10 protein-coding genes and 3 pseudogenes are annotated in these 17,155 nt (G+C 60.1%); 3 read left to right on the top strand and 10 right to left on the bottom strand.

Features of this window, described 5'->3' with window-relative positions:
• Window positions 1-353: 353 nt before the first annotated feature.
• On the bottom strand, window positions 354-1,325 hold the full coding sequence (locus RHEC894_RS25265; RefSeq protein ID WP_004680431.1) for a hypothetical protein: 972 nt from the start codon (window positions 1,323-1,325) through the stop codon (window positions 354-356).
• 130 nt (window positions 1,326-1,455) lie between these two features.
• Between RHEC894_RS25265 and RHEC894_RS33815 the strand changes: the two genes are divergently transcribed.
• Window positions 1,456-1,584, top strand: coding sequence for a hypothetical protein (locus RHEC894_RS33815; protein WP_010068000.1), 129 nt, complete (start codon window positions 1,456-1,458; stop codon window positions 1,582-1,584).
• A 456-nt stretch (window positions 1,585-2,040) separates the two neighbouring features.
• Here RHEC894_RS33815 and tssI read toward each other — a convergent pair whose 3' ends face one another.
• Window positions 2,041-4,068, bottom strand: a complete 2,028-nt coding sequence (gene tssI, locus RHEC894_RS25270; RefSeq protein WP_004680430.1) for a type VI secretion system tip protein TssI/VgrG — start codon at window positions 4,066-4,068, stop codon at window positions 2,041-2,043.
• A gap of 549 nt (window positions 4,069-4,617) precedes the next feature.
• Here tssI and RHEC894_RS33570 point away from each other — a divergent pair.
• Window positions 4,618-4,755: pseudogene (locus RHEC894_RS33570) on the top strand (CoA ester lyase); the annotation flags it as partial.
• A 105-nt stretch (window positions 4,756-4,860) separates the two neighbouring features.
• Here RHEC894_RS33570 and tssG read toward each other — a convergent pair.
• The 7 genes and pseudogenes from tssG to tssA form a co-directional block, all read right to left on the bottom strand.
• Window positions 4,861-5,832, bottom strand: a pseudogene (gene tssG, locus RHEC894_RS25275) (type VI secretion system baseplate subunit TssG); the annotation flags it as partial.
• Complete coding sequence (gene tssF / locus RHEC894_RS25280) at window positions 5,796-7,682, bottom strand: type VI secretion system baseplate subunit TssF (protein ID WP_008536039.1); 1,887 nt, start codon at window positions 7,680-7,682, stop codon at window positions 5,796-5,798. The gene tssF and the pseudogene tssG, both read right to left, overlap by 37 nt.
• On the bottom strand, window positions 7,682-8,185 hold the full coding sequence (gene tssE, locus RHEC894_RS25285; protein WP_004680427.1) for a type VI secretion system baseplate subunit TssE: 504 nt from the start codon (window positions 8,183-8,185) through the stop codon (window positions 7,682-7,684). The genes tssF and tssE overlap by 1 nt, the downstream gene beginning before the upstream one ends.
• A gap of 86 nt (window positions 8,186-8,271) precedes the next feature.
• Window positions 8,272-8,805, bottom strand: coding sequence for a type VI secretion system tube protein Hcp (locus RHEC894_RS25290; protein ID WP_004680426.1), 534 nt, complete (start codon window positions 8,803-8,805; stop codon window positions 8,272-8,274).
• Window positions 8,806-8,920: 115 nt separating this feature from the next.
• On the bottom strand, window positions 8,921-10,408 hold the full coding sequence (gene tssC / locus RHEC894_RS25295) for a type VI secretion system contractile sheath large subunit (protein WP_004680425.1): 1,488 nt from the start codon (window positions 10,406-10,408) through the stop codon (window positions 8,921-8,923).
• Between the two features lie 2 nt (window positions 10,409-10,410).
• Complete coding sequence (gene tssB, locus RHEC894_RS25300) at window positions 10,411-10,965, bottom strand: type VI secretion system contractile sheath small subunit (protein WP_004680424.1); 555 nt, start codon at window positions 10,963-10,965, stop codon at window positions 10,411-10,413.
• Window positions 10,966-11,000: 35 nt separating this feature from the next.
• Window positions 11,001-11,993, bottom strand: a complete 993-nt coding sequence (gene tssA, locus RHEC894_RS25305) for a type VI secretion system protein TssA (RefSeq protein ID WP_004680423.1) — start codon at window positions 11,991-11,993, stop codon at window positions 11,001-11,003.
• Between the two features lie 126 nt (window positions 11,994-12,119).
• On the opposite strand from tssA, the pseudogene RHEC894_RS32185 reads away from it, so the two are divergent.
• Window positions 12,120-12,511 (top strand): annotated as a pseudogene (locus tag RHEC894_RS32185) (IS3 family transposase); the annotation flags it as partial.
• 1,218 nt (window positions 12,512-13,729) lie between these two features.
• On the opposite strand, the gene RHEC894_RS25320 reads toward RHEC894_RS32185, so the two are convergent.
• On the bottom strand, window positions 13,730-16,399 hold the full coding sequence (locus RHEC894_RS25320) for a hypothetical protein (RefSeq protein ID WP_225882935.1): 2,670 nt from the start codon (window positions 16,397-16,399) through the stop codon (window positions 13,730-13,732).
• Between the last annotated feature and the right edge of the window lie 756 nt (window positions 16,400-17,155).

A 17,155-nucleotide genomic window follows, 5' to 3' on the forward strand; every position in this document is an offset into this window, starting at 1 on the left:
CTGTTGAAATCTGGGTCCAGCTTCCGAACGTTCCAACCGGCGGCAATGCCTCTAGGCCGTAAGCGTCGCACCTCCTGGTACGCGATAGCGGGTAATCCTTTGTACGAACTGGCTCGCATGCAAGGTCGCCCGAAGGACACAAGTGCCGAGCCTGGGCTTTCCGGCCATAGTCTTCAGTGAGACGTCTGTTGCTTCCACAACTCAACACATTCCGGCGAGCGGCATAAACCTGCAAACTCATTGTTTTTGATCCGCACGCGTCATACCTGGCCTGCACCCCACCGCCATGGCTTCGGCAAAAGGCCTTTTACTCAAAACGCAGGGACCTAGTTTGGCCCGTTTGTCAGGCAGCATCACAAAAAGATCTGCGGAAGGCTCGTCCCGCTTTGCGCGCTCAGGTGCGCCCGCAGTCGATCTGGCAGCGGATTGTTATTCAGGTACACTTTGCAATGAGGCGGAAGCTGCGACAGAATGTACGGCAGTGCAGTTCGCCCGTCGCCAAGTCCTCTCAGGTTGTTTCCACGAACGCTAAGCTCCTCCAGCCCCCTCGGCAGGTTAGGGGGCAGGTGGGTCAGTTCATTACTGTCGGTGCTGAGCCACTTTAGGGTGGCCGGGAGGTCCTCGGGTAGGCTAGTCAGTTCATTGTGAGGGACTTCGAGCCTCGTGAGCTTTGCAGGAAGGCGCTCGGGCAGGCGAATTATATTATTGAGTTCGGCGCGGAGATCCGTCAATTCGAGGGGGAGATTCTCCGGCAGGTGCGCGATTTCGTTGCGGGTGACATGAAGCTCCCTGAGCTCAGGCGGCAGGTTATCGGGCAAACTGGTCAGCCGGTTGTGGTTGACGTAGAGATACTTTAGTCCGGAAGGAAGCTCGTTCGGCAATCTGGTCAGCCGGTTGCCGTCGACGTAGAGCGTCTCGAGCATGTCCGGAAGAACCTCAGGCAGCGTGGTCAGCTGGTTGTCGCAGGCAGAGAGCTTTCGCAGACCGGGCGGGAGGTTGTTGGGCAGCCTGCCCAACCGGTTGTCATTGGCGTTGAGCCGCTGGAGGCCGGCCGGTAAGGTGGGGGGCAGTGCCGTTAGGGACAGCGATGTTAAGTTCAGGGGGGCACGAAAATTGCGGGTTTCCGTCCAGGCCTCGATCCGTGCCATTGCCTCGTGCCGGTCCTCGTCCTGCTCCTGCTGCCCGTCTTCCGCCCAGGCCAGTAAAATTTCTTTCAGTGCCGCTTCGCCGGACGAGGAGCCAGTCAAGCCTTCAACCCAGTTAAAGGTGTCTTCACCGCCTTGTTCGGAACTATTGCCAACACCCCCCTGCCTTCTGCCGTACATTGCGTCGTTCCTTAGGTCATTGCGTCACTGCTGATGTTACTTCCGTCGCGACCTTTCCTTCCAATACCAAATTCGTATCCCGTTATGCTTCGGGGGCATGGCCAGCGTCCTCCCTCGAGCTGGACAGCGCATGATTTTTATCGCGACGTTGAACAATCCCACCATTGACATGCTGCGCAAACTCGGCCTGACAGGCATGGCCAGCGCCTATCAGGAACTCGAAACGCAAATAGAAGCGAGACACCTTCGAGCATGGTGAAAGGCTTCGACTGCTGCTCGAGGCGGCCACGCTCCGCCAGAAGCGCTTCGAGGCGAGAGCCCGCCCTGCAAAGCAGCGCTGTAACGCCCAGATCGAGAACGCTGATTTTTGCGCCGCCCGCGCCCTGATCGCAATTTCGTGACGCCGAGTGATAAAGGTATTTCATCCACCAGTTCCAGCTTGGTGGAGACCTAAACCAGACGCATTTGGAGCCGCTTGCGGCCGATTTCGCGTGGCAACTCCATCTAACTGAGGCGCAAGTTCCCGGAACAAACGCTCACGCGCGATAACCTTTCCTCATTTTCGGGCAATCTCGCAGTGTCACGTTGATTTGGTAGGTCAGCTTACGACGCCGAAGCCGTTACGCTTTTTCTCTACGCCTGCAGGGCCCTGCCGACTTAAAGGCAACGACTTCCGGACAGCCGAGGCCCAGAACCAGTTCACCTTGACATCGTGTCACTCGGGCGTAACAGGCGGCAGCCCGAGTGTCGCAATAAGCTTCATTATCGACGGCGTGGGTGGACCCGGTGTCGGCGGCGGCATGGAGACGATGGACCCGAGCCGCGGAGGTGTTGCCATAACGCCAATCATCGTGCCGATAATGGCGATCCCATCGCCGCTGATTTCGATGGCCTGCGGGCCGGTTCTGCCCGATACTACAAGGCGGATCTTGTCGGGTGTTACCTCGACGCGGCTACCTAAGGCCGCTGCGGCAGGGGAGTCGGGCGCGGCGCCGCCCGAGGTCAGGAGGAAGTGTCTCTTGACGTCGATGCTGTAGATATTCCCGACCTCGACGGTATGATTCTTCTGGGCCTTCAAATAGACCTCCTCACGGCCCTGCTTGTCCTCAAAGCGCAGTTCATTGTAGGCATTAGCGGCGCCGCCATCGGTATGCGTCCGGAAGGTCGACCGCGTTTTGTCGGTCGGCAGGGTTTCAGGCGGCAGATTTGAGCCATTGTATACGACGCCGGTCACCAGGGGCGTGTCGGGATTGCCGTGGATGAAATCAACCACGACCTCATGGCCGATCCGTGGGACGACCAGGTTGCCAAAACCCTTACCAGCGAAGTTCTGGGCCACCCGAATCCAGCAGGAGCTGTTCTCGTTCTTTCCGCCTTCTCGGTCCCAGAAGAACTGAACCTTCACACGGCCGTACTTATCCGTCGCGATCGACTCGCCCTCGGGGCCCACGACGACGGCCGTCTGCGGTCCGTGAATCAACCGCGCCGGTGTGCGGCGCCTCGGTCGGTACTGGGTTGTCGCGGGGATAATCTCTACGTTGCTGTGATAGAGGAACCGCTCGCCCTTCCCCCCCACGGTGTCCGCAGTGAGATCGTCCCCCACCTCACCGATGACAGTGAAGTCCTGTCCGACTGCCAGAAAGCGATCGGTGGGTTTCGGGCGGGAACCGACCTGGCCGTAGTAGAAGGGATTTGCCGCCTTGAATAATGACCCGGTCGTTATCTGGCGCGCAGTGCTTTCGATCCGCGCGCGATAAGCGTTGCAGGCGAGTTCCTCGGCACGGATGGTGGCGTAGAAATCGCCATCGCTTTTTTTTGTATACTGGCCTGGATACTCGAAGACCTCCCGCATTGCCGTGCAGCCGCTGCTTGCCGACGAGGTCTCGCCCGTTCTGACCGCCACGCTCTCCCGCGGTCGGGTGATGGCGCTTCCCGTGAGCTTGCATGGCGGAATGCCGCCTGTCCTCACGGGAGGAACACGCGCGACAGACGTCAGTTCTGCCATCGGCTTCTCATGGTCATAGTCCCTGAGAACGACCTTGTTCGGCTGTAGCGATACGACCTCGTCCCAATGCAGGATGACATCTTCTTGGTAAAGACTTCGGGCAGGCCTGAGATTGTGGTGGGTCTCTACGATCTCAGGCGTGCAGGCCATGTGACTCGCGGCGTTGTCGACCAGCACCAGGTCATGTTGGTCCTCAGCATGTTCAAAATAGTAGTAGATGCCGTCCTGCTCCATGAGGCGGCTGACGAAGGCCAGATCCGTTTCATCGTACTGGACGCAATATGGGCGCTGTGGGAACCGTCGGGCGGTCTGATTCTTGAAATTGCCTTTATGTTCTCGAAAAATCGTGGTGATGATCTCGATGCTCGTCTTGTTCTGAAAGACCCGACTGTTAGAGCGATGCTCGAGCAATGAAATCCACGGCCGCACCTGCGCCACGTAGTTGAGGTGCTCGGTATCGTCGAGGCCGAGATATTGGAAGCGCGTAACAACACCGTTGAAGAAGCGCGTTTGCGAGTCCTTGAGCTTAAGGCCGATTGTCAGGTTTTGACCGGGGATCGTAGCAAAGTTCTGAACTGGATTGCGGCTGGCGAGCTTCACCTCGTAGAGGAAAGGTTCCCCCAGCCGCTCGGTGCCACTGAGCCGCCGGAGAGAGATTTCATTCAACTCGGACGCGGCCGAAGTGACCGCAACAAAACGATTGTGCCTTAAGAGACTCTCGATTCTTGACTCGACCATGGTGGTGTGTGTTCCGCAGATTTGATGAGAAGGCGCGGTTGCGCCCGATGGCGTGAGTAGGATGCTGCCGAAGCCATCGGCGAAGATGCCGAAAAGCGTTTATTTCGTGCATCGAAATCGCCGACCGTTGCTCAGCCAAGATGTCTTGCTGGCCCGCATCGTCAGAGCCAAGCGGGGGAGGGCGGGGTGAAGAAAGCGTGTGGGTCTCTTGGAACTCACCCACGCTAAGTCCCACCCAAATCTCGCCATGCGGCCTTGTAACATCGATGAGTTGGCGGATTCCGGCGGTGCTAGCGACGACGTGTCTCCTGGAAGATTCAACCAGGCCCAGGGCGCAGCGCCCGAGCGGACAACCACGGTGGTCGAGTTTCGCCGCGATCGTCGGCTCGATAGGCCTCTCCGCTGCTGAAGCCTCAAGGGCGTCAAAATGGCGATAACGTTCCAAAGAGGCGTCACGGCGAATTTTGCAAAGGGCCTTGGCGGTCCCATTGCAGTTTGCGTTGAGCTTACTGAAGAGAGTCGAGCTTCCGATGCTTGTCATAACGGGCCTTCCAAGCCGCCGCCCGCCGTGCCGCCGCACTTGGTATCGAGGTTACGTGGGCCATTCACCCGTTCCAGATCGATCTCGCCAAGGAGATCTTCTCCCCGCCCGAAAAGAAGGTCGAGCGGGCCCGCCGCATCATGGATGTCCGTTTCAGGAGAGCGCCATGCGGCAGCCGGTGGGTCCCGGTCAGTCGGGGTAGTTGTCAAGTCATCGGCGTGCTGGCGCGTTTTCCTCTTGCCCATCCAACTGGACCATCCGAGTCTGCCGCAGCGACCCAACTGCACTTCCGGGACCTGCTCCTGACGGAGAACGAGGTTAATCTCCCAGTCAAGTTCATCTCCAAGGTAGTTGCAGATGATCTCCGCTATCGACTTAAGGCCGGGAGCTGCGGGCAGAAGCGATTCGTAATGAGCCAGGCTGAGGGGACCCACAATGAGTCGGAACCGATGGTGCCACACTCTGACCCTCGCACCTGCAATAGCGTTGCTGTTCAGCGTGCCCGTGGCCGGGTCGCGGCCCAGGAGGCAGAGCGATATGCGGGGCAGATCCACCCACTTTGGGACAAATTCACGGATATCAACCGGCGCCTCGACGAAGCTGGCGAGGATGGCAGCGAGCCCCTCGGCGTTGCGGGTGTGTGAGGCGAGACGGCCGGTGAAGTGGAGTTTGGCCAGATCAGGCATAGCATCCCGCGCGCGCAGGGAGGTCATCCCGAAGCCGGCTAGCGCGCCGAGCTGAAGGGCAAATCGATCTTCTTGTGGCCTGTCATAGCTCACGGTCGGTTCGCCCTCCGCCCATGCGCGGAAGAAGAACGAGGCCATTCGATGATGAAAGGTATCAGCAAATCGGATCAGCGTCTCATCCGCGGCGTTGTGCTGCCGGAGAAGGGCGTACTCCGTCAGATGCAATGGGAGGGGACCGTGGGGTCCAAACAAGCCGAAGGCGTAGGTGGAGATTACGGGGTCGTTCTCCTCGTGCGCAGTCACGCCCGCGATCGATCGAGTCGGAAATGCAAGGGAGGGCTGCTGGGCGATCCGCACGCGATCCAGGCTGGGACCGCTCGATTCTCCCAGCCGAGGCCGATCTGAGCAGATTGCATCGATCCGCCGCAGAGCCTGGAAGAAGTCGCAGGCATGCGGTTCGGCCCTGAGCGAGCTTAGGAAGTCGCCGAGTGCCCCCGAAATCAAAGGATCGCCCGGCGGCCGGCCATCGTCGGCCATCGCATTACCTCCCCGCGCTGTAGCGTCGAGACGACCATCTCGGTGAAGCTGTTGATGGATACGTATTTCGCGAAGAACTGGTTGAGCACGGAGGCGAGCGGAAAGATGCCAACGCCTTCGAAGGCCGCTTCGTCCAGGATGATACCAACCTCAATCCCACGTGCTACGGCGGCTTGTCCACCGCTGGACAATCGCCTGACCGCAGGCCTGGACCGAATCTCCCGGATCCCGTCGATCTGCCGTGAGGCGAAGGCATTGACTGGATCGACGTAGAGGCGGAGGAGTTCACGTAGCGCTTCTGCGCCCCGGTGGTCGTTCCTATCGGAATTGCTGATCGAGAGGTAGTTCAGTGAAAGATGGCTAATTAATCGCCAAGTGATATCGCCATTGGCGAAGGAGTGGCGCGGTCGGCTCGGGGGCGATACGCACCGGGTGGCGGTAACTGGAGCGCCGATTTCCAGGGTGAAGTCTGTCTCGTCCCGGCCGATCGGCAGCAGCAGCGCCAGATCCCGGTTCGAGCACAGGCAGTTTACAGACAAATGCCGGAGTTCCGCCGAATAGGGAGCCGCCTGGCGATCAACTAGAGAAACGAACGTTTCGCTGCCGATGTAGCCAGTCCGCGCGCCATTTAGACGCTGGTGCTCCGACATGAGGCGCTGCTCCCGGCGGATCGCGTAGTATCTGGAATGCTGCTCCTCCTGACCGTGCGCGCTGATGCTATAGAACGGGTAGAACCTCACGGGAGCCGCTTCGTTTTTCGCCCCGTCTCCGCTCATCTCGAGGATCGAGTGGACCTCAAAGTCGAGCGGCCTCATCCTGTCAACAATCACATGATGCTCGGTGTTCTTGTCGCTCACGTGGACGAGATCTGCCTGGCGTTCGAAGAGATTAATCGCGGGCGTTGCGAAGAGAACGATATTTTGGGGCCCGAGCTGTCGTTCCAGCCGTGGCTCGACACGTCTGAGTGCGAAGACGATCTCAAGGGTCTCGGCAGTTGACAGGGCTACTGCGTCTGCCAGCCCGCTAACCTCGACGAACAACGTCCGCTCCGCGAGGGCGAAATACTCCTGTAGGAGACGGTACCCGTCGAAAGAGCGTGGCACCTCGGGCAGGAGAGCACAGCTCGGCTCCAAACCGCGTTGCTGCAGCGCATGAACCGGAATCTTTTCCTGCCAAGGGATAGGCCGGCCGACCGGACGGGCTATGATATTGCATGCGTCACCGAGAAGCTGTTCGGCGAGTGCGGCGCCGATGCCACCGGGGCCTGTTAGGTGCAGTGTGAGAGCCTCTAGTCCGAGTTTATTGAACGGCATGCCATTGGTGGTGCGAAGGCGTAGTCGCAAAGCAGCCTTCGCATCTTGCCGGGCCGGAAGATCCAGTGCGGCGATCTGCCCCGGCGTCGAAAAATAATCGGCAGCGCTCACCACAATTGGCCAGAGATGCACATCATGGGCCGTGCGGAACTCGCAATGTGTGACGGCGCCCGGAGCAAGACGGCCCAAAAGCTTGGTTCCCCGCGGCACGAGGTATCCATTTTCAAGTCGTCCGGCATCCTGGTCGGGCTCGAAACGGACGATCGTCATCGAGGGGAGCGGCGGTAGAAAATGCGGATAGACCATCTCCAGGAGGTGCTGGGTGAATTCCGGAAAGCGAGACTGAAGCTTCAATTGCACCCGCGCCGCCATGAAAGCGAAGCCTTCCAGAAGCCGCTCGACGTAGGGGTCGGCGACCTCCGCTGATTCCATCCCGAGCCGGGCGGCGACCTTCGGGAATGCACGGGCGAACTCGGCCCCCATCTCGCGCATATAAGCAAGTTCGTCGTTGTACAGTCGCAGGAGCCGGGGATCCATCAGCTTATCTCTGTACCGAGATGAACGCGGGCGGATTCGAGCTCGGAATCTACCTCCGTACGCATCACCATTCGCACCGGCAATGGCTGCGCCCACAGATCGGCTTCGATCCTAAAGCGAAAAGTGCCGCAACCCTGACCATCGTCCAGGACCGTGACCTTCAGGGTGTCCGGTAAGAGACGCGGCTCAAAGCGCTGAAGGCTCTCGATTATCGCTTCGCGCAATGCGCTCTTATCCATGCCTTCGCGAATTTGTCCGCTGAGAGGCCAGGCACCATAATTAAGTGCACTGGCCGCTACGTGAGGGTACGCTTGTAGATCTACGGTTGCACCCAATTGATTGGTGTTCAACAACCAGGAAACATCGCGTAGAATCACCTCTTCCAGTTGGCGAACAGAGAAGCTGCGCTTGTCCTGCGCTTCACACGAGCTGCGCGGCTCATCGTCCGTAAGCCGGTCCAGGAGGGATGGTTGCACGAGATCCCGCTTAACATCTCTGCCCATGTTACAATCTCCAGGTGCAATGGCGACGAGTCGATCTGTCGTTTTCGCGCGCAGCCCCGAATATTCCCGGGTTGCCGATGGCCCCATCAGCCGACGAGCCTATTGAAGTCGGTGCTGTTCGCGATTTGGTTCCAGATGCCCTCGCCAGCTTTGGTAAGAGCGCCTTTTTCATCCTGCCTGTAATAAATGACCTTGCAGGCGCCGAACCGGAATGTGATCGTCTCCTCGGGGGCCTCTTCCGCATAGGACCACTCGACCTTCTCGACTACCAGCATGTTGAAACTCCAGTGCAAGAACAGGTTCGATTCTGATGTAGCTTGTCCGCTCCCCGTCGCTTTGAAAAGTTTCAGTTCGACGCTATTGAAGTGGGCGCCGCGACCACAGGCAACGTACAGAGAGGGCGATGACGTATCCACCTGCTTCTTGATAGTGAAGACCTCGAATTCGGCCTTGCCCGCGCCCGCCCCGGCGGTATGAGGCCCAATGTTCAGCTTGTTTTCGAGTGAAAAGCTCCATTCGTCCGCTAGGGTGATACCGTCCTTTAGAATGATAGATTCGCCCTTGGGCAAAATGCCGTCCTTGGACGCTTGCGTGAATTTTATAACCGCGTCGAACGCCATGATGGACTTTCCTTTTCTCGTTGATCTGATTGGGCCTGGATTGCATCGGCCAGCCCGGGGCAGCTATTCCGGAGTTTTGGCGCCGAGAACGGAGCACAATCATCTGCGGGTTTTCTCAGTCCTTGCGGGCGGATGGCAGGCGCGAGACAAGTCTCAAAGAGATGGTTAGGCCTTCGAGCTGGTAGTGTGGCCGCATGTAAAATCTCGCAACGTAATATCCGGGATTATCTTCGACCTCTTCCACCTTGACCTCGGCTGAGGAGAGCGGCTGCTGTGCCTTACTCTCTTCGCTCCCAAGCTCGGGCGAGGGGTGGACATAGCCCTGAATCCATTGGTTGAGCCACTCCTCGACCTCGTGGCGCTCCTTGAACGTGCCAATCTTGTCCCGGACCATACACTTCAAATAATGTGCGAAGCGGCAGGTTGCGAAGATGTAGGGTAGCCGGGCACTGAGTTCGGCGTTCGCTGACGCGTCGGGGTCTTCGTATTTGACCGGCTTGTTAATAGTTTGAGCGCCAATAAATACGCCGAGGTCCGTGTTTTTGCGGTGCAACAGCGGTAGAAGACCGTTTTTGGACAGTTCGGCCTCACGGCGGTCGCTGATCGCGATCTCAGTGGGGCATTTTAGGTCGACGCCACCGTCGTCGCTGCGGAAGGTATGTACCGGCAGACCCTCGACCAGGCCGCCGGATTCGACGCCACGAATTCTGGAGAGCCAGCCATAGAGCTTGAACGAGCGCGTGATATTTACGCCCATGGCGTAGGCTGCGTTCGTCCAAAGGTATTTCTCGCTGTCGCCGCCGTCTGTGTCCTCCTCGAAGGCGAATTCATCGACCGGGTTGGTTTTGGCCCCGTAGGGCAGCCGGCCAAGGGTGCGTGGTAAGGTCAGGGCCACGTACCGAGAGTTCTCGCTCTCGCGGAACGCCCGCCAAGGGGCATGTTCGGGCGTGAGGAAGATTTTTGTGATGTCACGCGGGTTCGCAAGCTCACGCCAAGAATCCATCTGCAGCAGATGTGGTGAGACGGCAGATATAAGCGGTGAGTGGCTCGCCGCCGCGATCTGCGCCAGTCCCGAAAGCAACTCTACGTCCGGTGGGGTATGGTCGAAATAGTAGTCGGCAATCAGGCAGCCATAGGGTTCACCGCCGATTTGGCCGTATTCGTCTTCGTAAATTTTTTTGAATAGCGGACTCTGATCCCAGGTGACACCCTTATATTTCCGCAGAGTTCGGGACATCTCCACCTTTGAAACTGGGAGAACGCGAATCTTCAACGTTTCATCGGTTTCGGTGTTGATGGCAAGGTGATGCAAGCCCCGCCAAGCTGATTCCACGCGCTGGAAATTTTCGTGATGGAGGATCTCGTTGAGTTGTGCAGAAAGCTTCTGGTCGATCGAAGCAATCATTGCTTGGATAGTCGTGACGACATCGTCGCTGATCAGCGACGTGTTTTGAAGTGCCTGCTCGGCCAGTGTTCGGACGGCACTCTCCACCAAGTCACGGGAGTGGTCCGAGCGGATCTTGAACTCGAATCGAAGCATGCGGGTGAAATCGCCGAGATCAACGGTGGCGACCTGTACATCTGTGGCATCTGCAGGCATCATGATCAGTTCTCCTCTGTGTCTGGGGATGCCAATGGCGGAGCGGCAACCACTGCATCAGGCTTCTCAGTCTCGATGCCATTGCCGAGGGCGCTTAGCAGTGCCGAATCCGCGAGGAAGTGGGTGAGCAACTCTTCGGCACCGTTCTTCCCGTCCATATAGGCCAGCAGATTGGAGAGCTCCGTTCGCGCCTCGAGCAGCCTGCTAAGGCTGTCGACCTTGCGCGCCACGGCCGCCGGCGAGAAATCTTCGAGCCGCTCGAACGTCAAGTCGACAGCGAGTTGGCCTTCTCCGGTCAATAGGTTCGGCACCCGCATCACCACCCTGGGCCTCAGCGATCTGAGCCGATCATCGAAATTGTCGATATCGATCTCCATCATCTTGCGCTCCGCGACAGGGGCAAGCGGCTCGGCAGCATTGCCGGCGAGGTCGGACATCACGCCGACCACGAAGGGAAGCTGAACCTTCTTCTGAGAGCCATAGGTCTCGACGTCGTATTCGATCTGTACGCGAGGCGGACGAACCCGCGCGATGAACTTTTGACTACTCGCCTTTGTCATGTGTTCCACTCTCCTGATAGGGAAGATTGCGCACGTCACGTGCCCTCGCCGACCGCCAGACCGGCAATCGAACGGTATTGGGCAACCCCTTCTGGCGCCAACTCTTTGATAAGAGCCATGAAGTCCTTCGAGACAAGTCGCTGCGCGCGCTCCAGGAGGGCTGGCAGTGGGCTCGCGGGCTCATTCACCTGGTACCAGTGGCAAATGCGGCCAAGAATTTCGACAACGTCATCGCGGTTGCGGATCACTTCGGGGTAAGAGGCCTTGCTAGAGTCTGGCAATGGAGATGCCGGGGCTGCAGGCTGGGCCCTTTTCCGATGGGCGTCGACCAGATCCTTGGCCTGGGTGAGTAGCACTATCAGAGGGTCGAATCGAACGGCCTCGTCACTCGCGACGTGCTGCCGAACACTCGCGTCTAGATGGGTGGCGGCTGCCAGGCTGGCGTGGAGACCAGTGCTGATCTGCTCGAGCTGCAGTGGGTCGGTGTCGATGAAGGCGTGCTCGATGGTCGAACGATCAATTTCCGTAGATTGGGACCGTAGCGCACCAGCCCAATCGCGGAGCGTAAAAGTCCCGAATTGCCTGGAGGAGGTGAGTGGGACTTGGCGTATTTCTGCCAAGAGCCCGGAGAGATCGCAGAGGCTCGCTAGAGCGTTGAGGCGAACGGTCTGATCTTCGTCATCTTCTGGATCCGGTCGCGGATGTAGCTCTGACCAGTAGAGCTCGACATAGGCCGCGAGCAGCTCAAGCCCCCGACTTAGACCAGAGAAGCCGAACTGACTGAGGGCGGATCGTGTGAGCAAGATGCCGACTCTTAGATCCTTAGTGCGGGCAGAAAGGTCGAGGCCAAGCCGCCACACCTCTGTCCAATCGGGAGCCTCCTCGGTGGCGATGGAGTCGCCTATCTGCTGGTGCGGCTTGCCATGCGACGCTATCTCCAGCTCCAGGAAGCTCAAATCGTAATCGAGAGCATCCCCGCATGCGTTGCCGTCGCTGATCGGTTTTAATAGATGATCTGCATCGAGCATGACCCAAATCCCAGTTTTCCCGACATAAAAGATCGTCGCGCCTCTGTTTCTCAATGTTTAGCAATGAGCAGACGCGATTGCTCATGCACAATCGACATTCGTATATGTCGTGAATGCTTGGGGCGTGAATGCCGCCGCTTCGGATCTTGACGCAGCTATGTGCTGCTCAGGCGCGAGGGACACCCTTGTGAACAACAAGAAGCTCTTCCGGGTCCATCGGGAGGAGAAGCTCACGATGCGCAAGCGCCGTGGCCGGAAACGAGCGAAAGGCAAGCGTTGGTGTTGATCCCGCTGGCTGCCAATGATCGTTGGCGCGGGTTCAGGCTTCTGATGGTCGTGAGGAAAGCCGGACTCTCGTCGCCGATACTTCGCTCTCCGGCCTGCGGTCGCCTGTGGACTGGATCGGGTTATCGAGGAGCGTGGCAAGCCAAGCACTCTGGCCTCGGCTGACTAACCCTGCAGAGTTCGCCCAGATCGGCAACCCGCGACGTGATGCAGTGCTGCGCAGCCGGAATGGTCTCCGCACCTAAACCCGCCGATGCCGCCGCGGATGCGCAACCCACCGCTGGAGCGAACCCCAAACTGGATAAACTTGACGGTACAAGCTCAGCCAGATTGAATTGACATCGTCGGGCAGTCGTTGCAAAGGGCAACCTGCGGAGTACCGTTGCAAACGTGAGCCTGAAGGCCTCCAACTACGAAGTCTTCGCGCGGCCGCCTCCGCGCCAGTTGCTGCATAAGGTGGATGGCGTCCTCGGCGATCGCTCTTGGGGGTGTCGGCGCGCGGACCCTCATCGAACGAGCGGCCAGCCGGCGGGTCCATCGCGCGTGCAGCGACCCGGCGTCAGTGGTAGAACGGCTCGAGCACTTCAACGGCATTATATCTCCTGCGCTCCGCCGGACCGCCGCACGAGGCATATAGGGCGACAATCTGGATGAGATCCGTATTGACCGCATGTAACGATGCTCCCCGAGATTCGCACGTTGCCTCATTCATTTTGCTCCCAGTTGGAGCGAAGGAGTGGGGTGCGGAGATGGCGGGGTTTCGCAGCGGCCGGCCTCCTTCGTGAGCGCCATTGCCGTTTTCGACGGAAGTCGAAGTTTAATAACCATCGTCGCGGTATTTACTTTTGACAATGGGTGTGATGCGGCTTTGCGTGATCTTCTAAAAAGAATCGAGTCCCGCCGCCAATCCCCCGTTCTATCGCGCACCTACCGCATCCCAACGTGACTGTCGACCCTGCTTCCTTTAGTCGTGCAGGGCAACCACGCGGTCTCTCGTGCAGATCCCTGCGATTTCGAATTGACGGACACCGACCCCGTTTGACGGTCGTGGAGTGCACGCACTTAGTCACCCTAGCCGCCCGCGCACTGCAACCCCGCTGTAGCGATCCTTCTACCTCTATGCTAAAGAAAGTTTTGGAAAAACTTGCCTCGTCGCCATCGTTCGACGGCGGCCTTGGCGCCAATCTTGCGAGGAGCGGGCTGATGGTCGCAGCGGCATGCGAGCCGACATTCTGCGCTCCCGACCGTCGAAGACGAGGTCGCTCTCGGCGTGTTAGTCAGCCGGAATGCGCCGGCCGTCGTGCCCCTAAATATCGATCTCGAGCCAGGTATTGGCCTCCAGACTGAAGAAAAATTCGGCGCTCTCACATGCTCATGCAATCCCGTGGTGGACAACCAACGCACATGATGGTGCAGTTCCTAGGGAATGTGGTGATGAGTCATGAGCCGTCCTATATCACCTTGAACGCTGCCCTCCTGGCTATCCGTTTCTTCGAGGCACCCACGATTATGGCGGCATCGGCGGCGCTGAGATCGGGATGGGCCGCCTTCAGTGCGTCTGCCCACGCCCCCTTACTCTGCCCCGGCAGCTGCGGTGTCTGCCTAGCGATTTCGTCCAGCCTCGCCTGGTCCTGGGCCGACACCGTCTGGAACGCCGTCCTCACGGCGATATCGCGCCTTACGGCACCCACGACTATGGCGGCATCGGCGGCGCTGAGATCGGGATGGGCCGCCTTCAGCGCGTCCGCCCACGCCCCCTTGCTCTGCCCCGGCAGCTGCGGTGTCGCCGCCTTGATCTCGTCCAGCCTCGCCTGATCCTGGGCCGACACCGTCCGGAACGCCGCCCTCCTGGCGATATCGTCCCTAAAGGTGCCCAGGATGGTGGCGGCATCGGCGGCGCTGAGATCGGGATGGGCCGCCTTCAGCGCATCGGCCCAGGCCGCATTGCTCCCCCCCTGCCGCGGTGTTGCCGCCGCGATTTCGTCCAGCCTCGCCTGGTCCTGGGCCGACACCGTCCGGAACGCCGCCCTTTTAGCAATATCCTGCTTTATGGCACCCACGATTACGGCGGCATCGGCGGCGCTGAGATCGGGATGGGCCGCCTTCAGCGCGTCCGCCCAGGCCGCATTGCTCTGCCCCGGCAGCTGCGGTGTCTGCCTAGCGAGTTCGTCCAGCCTCGCCTGGTCCTGGGCCGACACCGTCCGGAACGCCGCCCTCCTGGCGATTTCGTCCTTTGCGGCGCCCACGATGGTGGCGGCATCGGCGGCGCTGAGATCGGGATGGGCCGCCTTCAGCGCGTCCGCCCAGGCCGCATTGCTCCGCCCCTGCCGCGGTGTCACCGCCGCGATTTCGTCCAGCCTCGCCTGGTCCTGGGCCGACACCGTCCGGAACGCTGCCCTCACGGCGATATCGTCCTTTAAGGCGCCCACGATTGTGGCGGCATCGGCGACGCTGAGATCGGGATGGGCCGCCTTCAGCGCGTCCGCCCACGCCCCCTTGCTCTGCCTCGACTGTCGCGGTGTTTGCCTGGCGATTTCGTCCAGCCTCGCCTGGTCCTGAGCCGACACCGTCCGGAACGCCGCCCTTTTTACAATATTATGCTTTACGGAACCCACAATTATGGCGGCATCGGAGGCGCTGAGATCGGGATGGGCCGCCTTCAGCGCGTCCGCCCACGCCCCCTTGCTCTGCCCCGGCAGCCGCGGTGTCTGCCTAGCGATTTCGTCCAGCCTCGCCTGATCCTGGGCCGACACCGTCTGAAAAGCCGCCCTCCTGGCGATAACTCGCTTTACGGCGCCCACGATGGCGGCGGCATCGGCGGCGCTGAGATCGGGATGGGCCGCCTTCAGTGCGTCCGCCCACGCCCCCTTGCTCTGCCCCTGTAGCTGCGGTGTCTGCCTGGCGATTTCGTCCAGCCTCGCGTGGTCCTGGGCCGACACCGTCTGGAACGCTGTCCTTTTAGCAATATCCTGCTTTACGGCATTCACGATTATGGCGGCATCGGCGGCGCTGAGATCGGGATGGGCCGCCTTCAGCGCGTCCGCCCACGCCCCCTTGCTCTGCCCCGGCAGCCGCGGTGTCACCGCCGCGATTTCGTCCAGTCTCGCCTGGTCCTGGGCCGACACCGTCTGGAACGCGGCCCTTTTAGCAATATCCTGCTTTACGGCACCCACGATTATGGCGGCATCGGCGGCGCTGAGATCGGGATGGGCCGCCTTCAGCGCGTCCGCCCACGCCCCCTTGCTCTGCCCCGGTAGCTGCGGTGTCTGCCTGGCGATTTCGTCCAGCCTCGCCTGGTCCTGGGCCGACACCGTCCGGAACGCCGTCCTCCTTGCAATATCGTCCTTAAAAGAGCCCACGGTTATGGCGGCATCGGCGGCGCTGAGATCGGGATGGGCCGCCTTCAGCGCGTCCGCCCACGCCCCCTTGCTCTGCCCCGACAGCTGCGGTGTCGCCGCCTTGATCTCGTCAAGCCTCGCCCGGTCCTGGGCCGACACCGTTCGATACGCCGCCCTCCTGGCGATAACCCGCTTTACGACGCCCACGATTACGGCGGCATCGGCGGCGCTGAGATTGGGATGGGCCGCCTTCAGCGCGTCCGCCCACGCCCCCTTGCTCTGCCTCGACTGCCGCGGTGTCTGCCTGGCGATTTCGTCCAGCCTCGCCTGGTCCTGGGCCGACACCGTCCGGAACGCCGCTCGATTGACGAGATCGCCCGTTGAGGCCCCCACGATTATGCCGGCATTCGCGGCGCTGAGATCAGGCGCCAACGCCAGCGGCCTTTGAGCATATAACGTCTGCCTGCGGCTGGGCCTGGGATCTGCGTCCTTCTCAGTAGTCCGCCTCTTGCGCCCGCCACCGGTCGGATCGCTGGGCTCCGCGGGCACCTCGGACATGGCCGAATGCTCCTCTCTTCCACCCGGCACCTCGGTGGGCCCGGCAACCGCTGAGGCTTCTAAATTCCCAAGGCCATGCAGCCCCCCGCGCTGAGGGCCAGTCTCCAGCGGCTGGCCCTCGACGAGGTGAATAGTGCGATCGGCATTATTGTATTCATCTGTTGTCCTCGTGAGGTTGAACGCGGTCTCTGCCGGGACGACCGGAACTCTCGTCAGTTCCGTCATGTCAGCCATCATTTGCGGGGTTTGTTCTTCAGGGCTTTGAAGCTCGGTCGGCGGGCTTGGCTGGTCGACGCTTAGCCTTTCCACGTAACGCAATACCGAATTCTCTTGCCAGATGTCGTCCGAATTGAAGTTGTCGGCCACTTGATCGACACGCGCCACTGAAGACTGCGCTCTTTGATCCGCTGGGTGCCGGCCCTCATCCGGCCGCGAAGAGCCCTGCCCCTTAGTCCGAGGGTCCCTGTCAACCATGCTCACCCCCCTGGGATATGGCCTTCAGGAAACAAGGGGTCAGCTGTCGGGCACCGACTGCTGACGGAAGGTCAGAATTTATCAGGGGCTCAAGCGACTTAACCAGAGTGCAAGGGGCGCGACTGCGACCATCGACCGCTCCAGCTTGCCGAGCCTCGTTCGGACGCCGCTCAATCACCGTGGGTCCCGTTTTTTGCTGTTGTGGCATGGGGCGGCTCTGCGGAATCGAGCTCAGGTGACGGGAGGCCGGCAGATCCCGAAGACATGGCCAGGCCGTTGATAACTGGTAGCGTAAACGCATCATTGCAGCAGAACCTCAAAAACCACGGAGAAGAGCCCGCGATTCAAACTAGCGCAGTCCCGGTATTGGATTGCATGCACAGGTGATATGCTCGCATCCGGTTAGTGAGCGGCTATGGCGCAGCTCCTGCGTGAACCCATAACGACAGCGGCGATCCTTCGAGAGATGCAGCGACGACCCGTTCTCCAGACCGGAGGTCCGTGCTT

This window comes from Rhizobium sp. CIAT894 (genome assembly GCF_000172795.2).
Classification (GTDB): Bacteria; Pseudomonadota; Alphaproteobacteria; order Rhizobiales; family Rhizobiaceae; genus Rhizobium.

Bases quoted from the DNA above. Each gene is read 5' to 3' on its own strand.
- RHEC894_RS25265 (WP_004680431.1), bottom strand. From the start codon at position 1,325: ATGTACGGCAGAAGGCAGGGGGGTGTTGGCAATAGTTCCGAACAAGGC.
- RHEC894_RS33815 (WP_010068000.1), top strand. From the start codon at position 1,456: ATGATTTTTATCGCGACGTTGAACAATCCCACCATTGACATGCTGCGC.
- tssI (WP_004680430.1), bottom strand. From the start codon at position 4,068: ATGGTCGAGTCAAGAATCGAGAGTCTCTTAAGGCACAATCGTTTTGTT.
- tssF (WP_008536039.1), bottom strand. From the start codon at position 7,682: ATGGATCCCCGGCTCCTGCGACTGTACAACGACGAACTTGCTTATATG.
- tssE (WP_004680427.1), bottom strand. From the start codon at position 8,185: ATGGGCAGAGATGTTAAGCGGGATCTCGTGCAACCATCCCTCCTGGAC.
- RHEC894_RS25290 (WP_004680426.1), bottom strand. From the start codon at position 8,805: ATGGCGTTCGACGCGGTTATAAAATTCACGCAAGCGTCCAAGGACGGC.
- tssC (WP_004680425.1), bottom strand. From the start codon at position 10,408: ATGATGCCTGCAGATGCCACAGATGTACAGGTCGCCACCGTTGATCTC.
- tssB (WP_004680424.1), bottom strand. From the start codon at position 10,965: ATGACAAAGGCGAGTAGTCAAAAGTTCATCGCGCGGGTTCGTCCGCCT.
- tssA (WP_004680423.1), bottom strand. From the start codon at position 11,993: ATGCTCGATGCAGATCATCTATTAAAACCGATCAGCGACGGCAACGCA.
- RHEC894_RS25320 (WP_225882935.1), bottom strand. From the start codon at position 16,399: ATGACGGAACTGACGAGAGTTCCGGTCGTCCCGGCAGAGACCGCGTTC.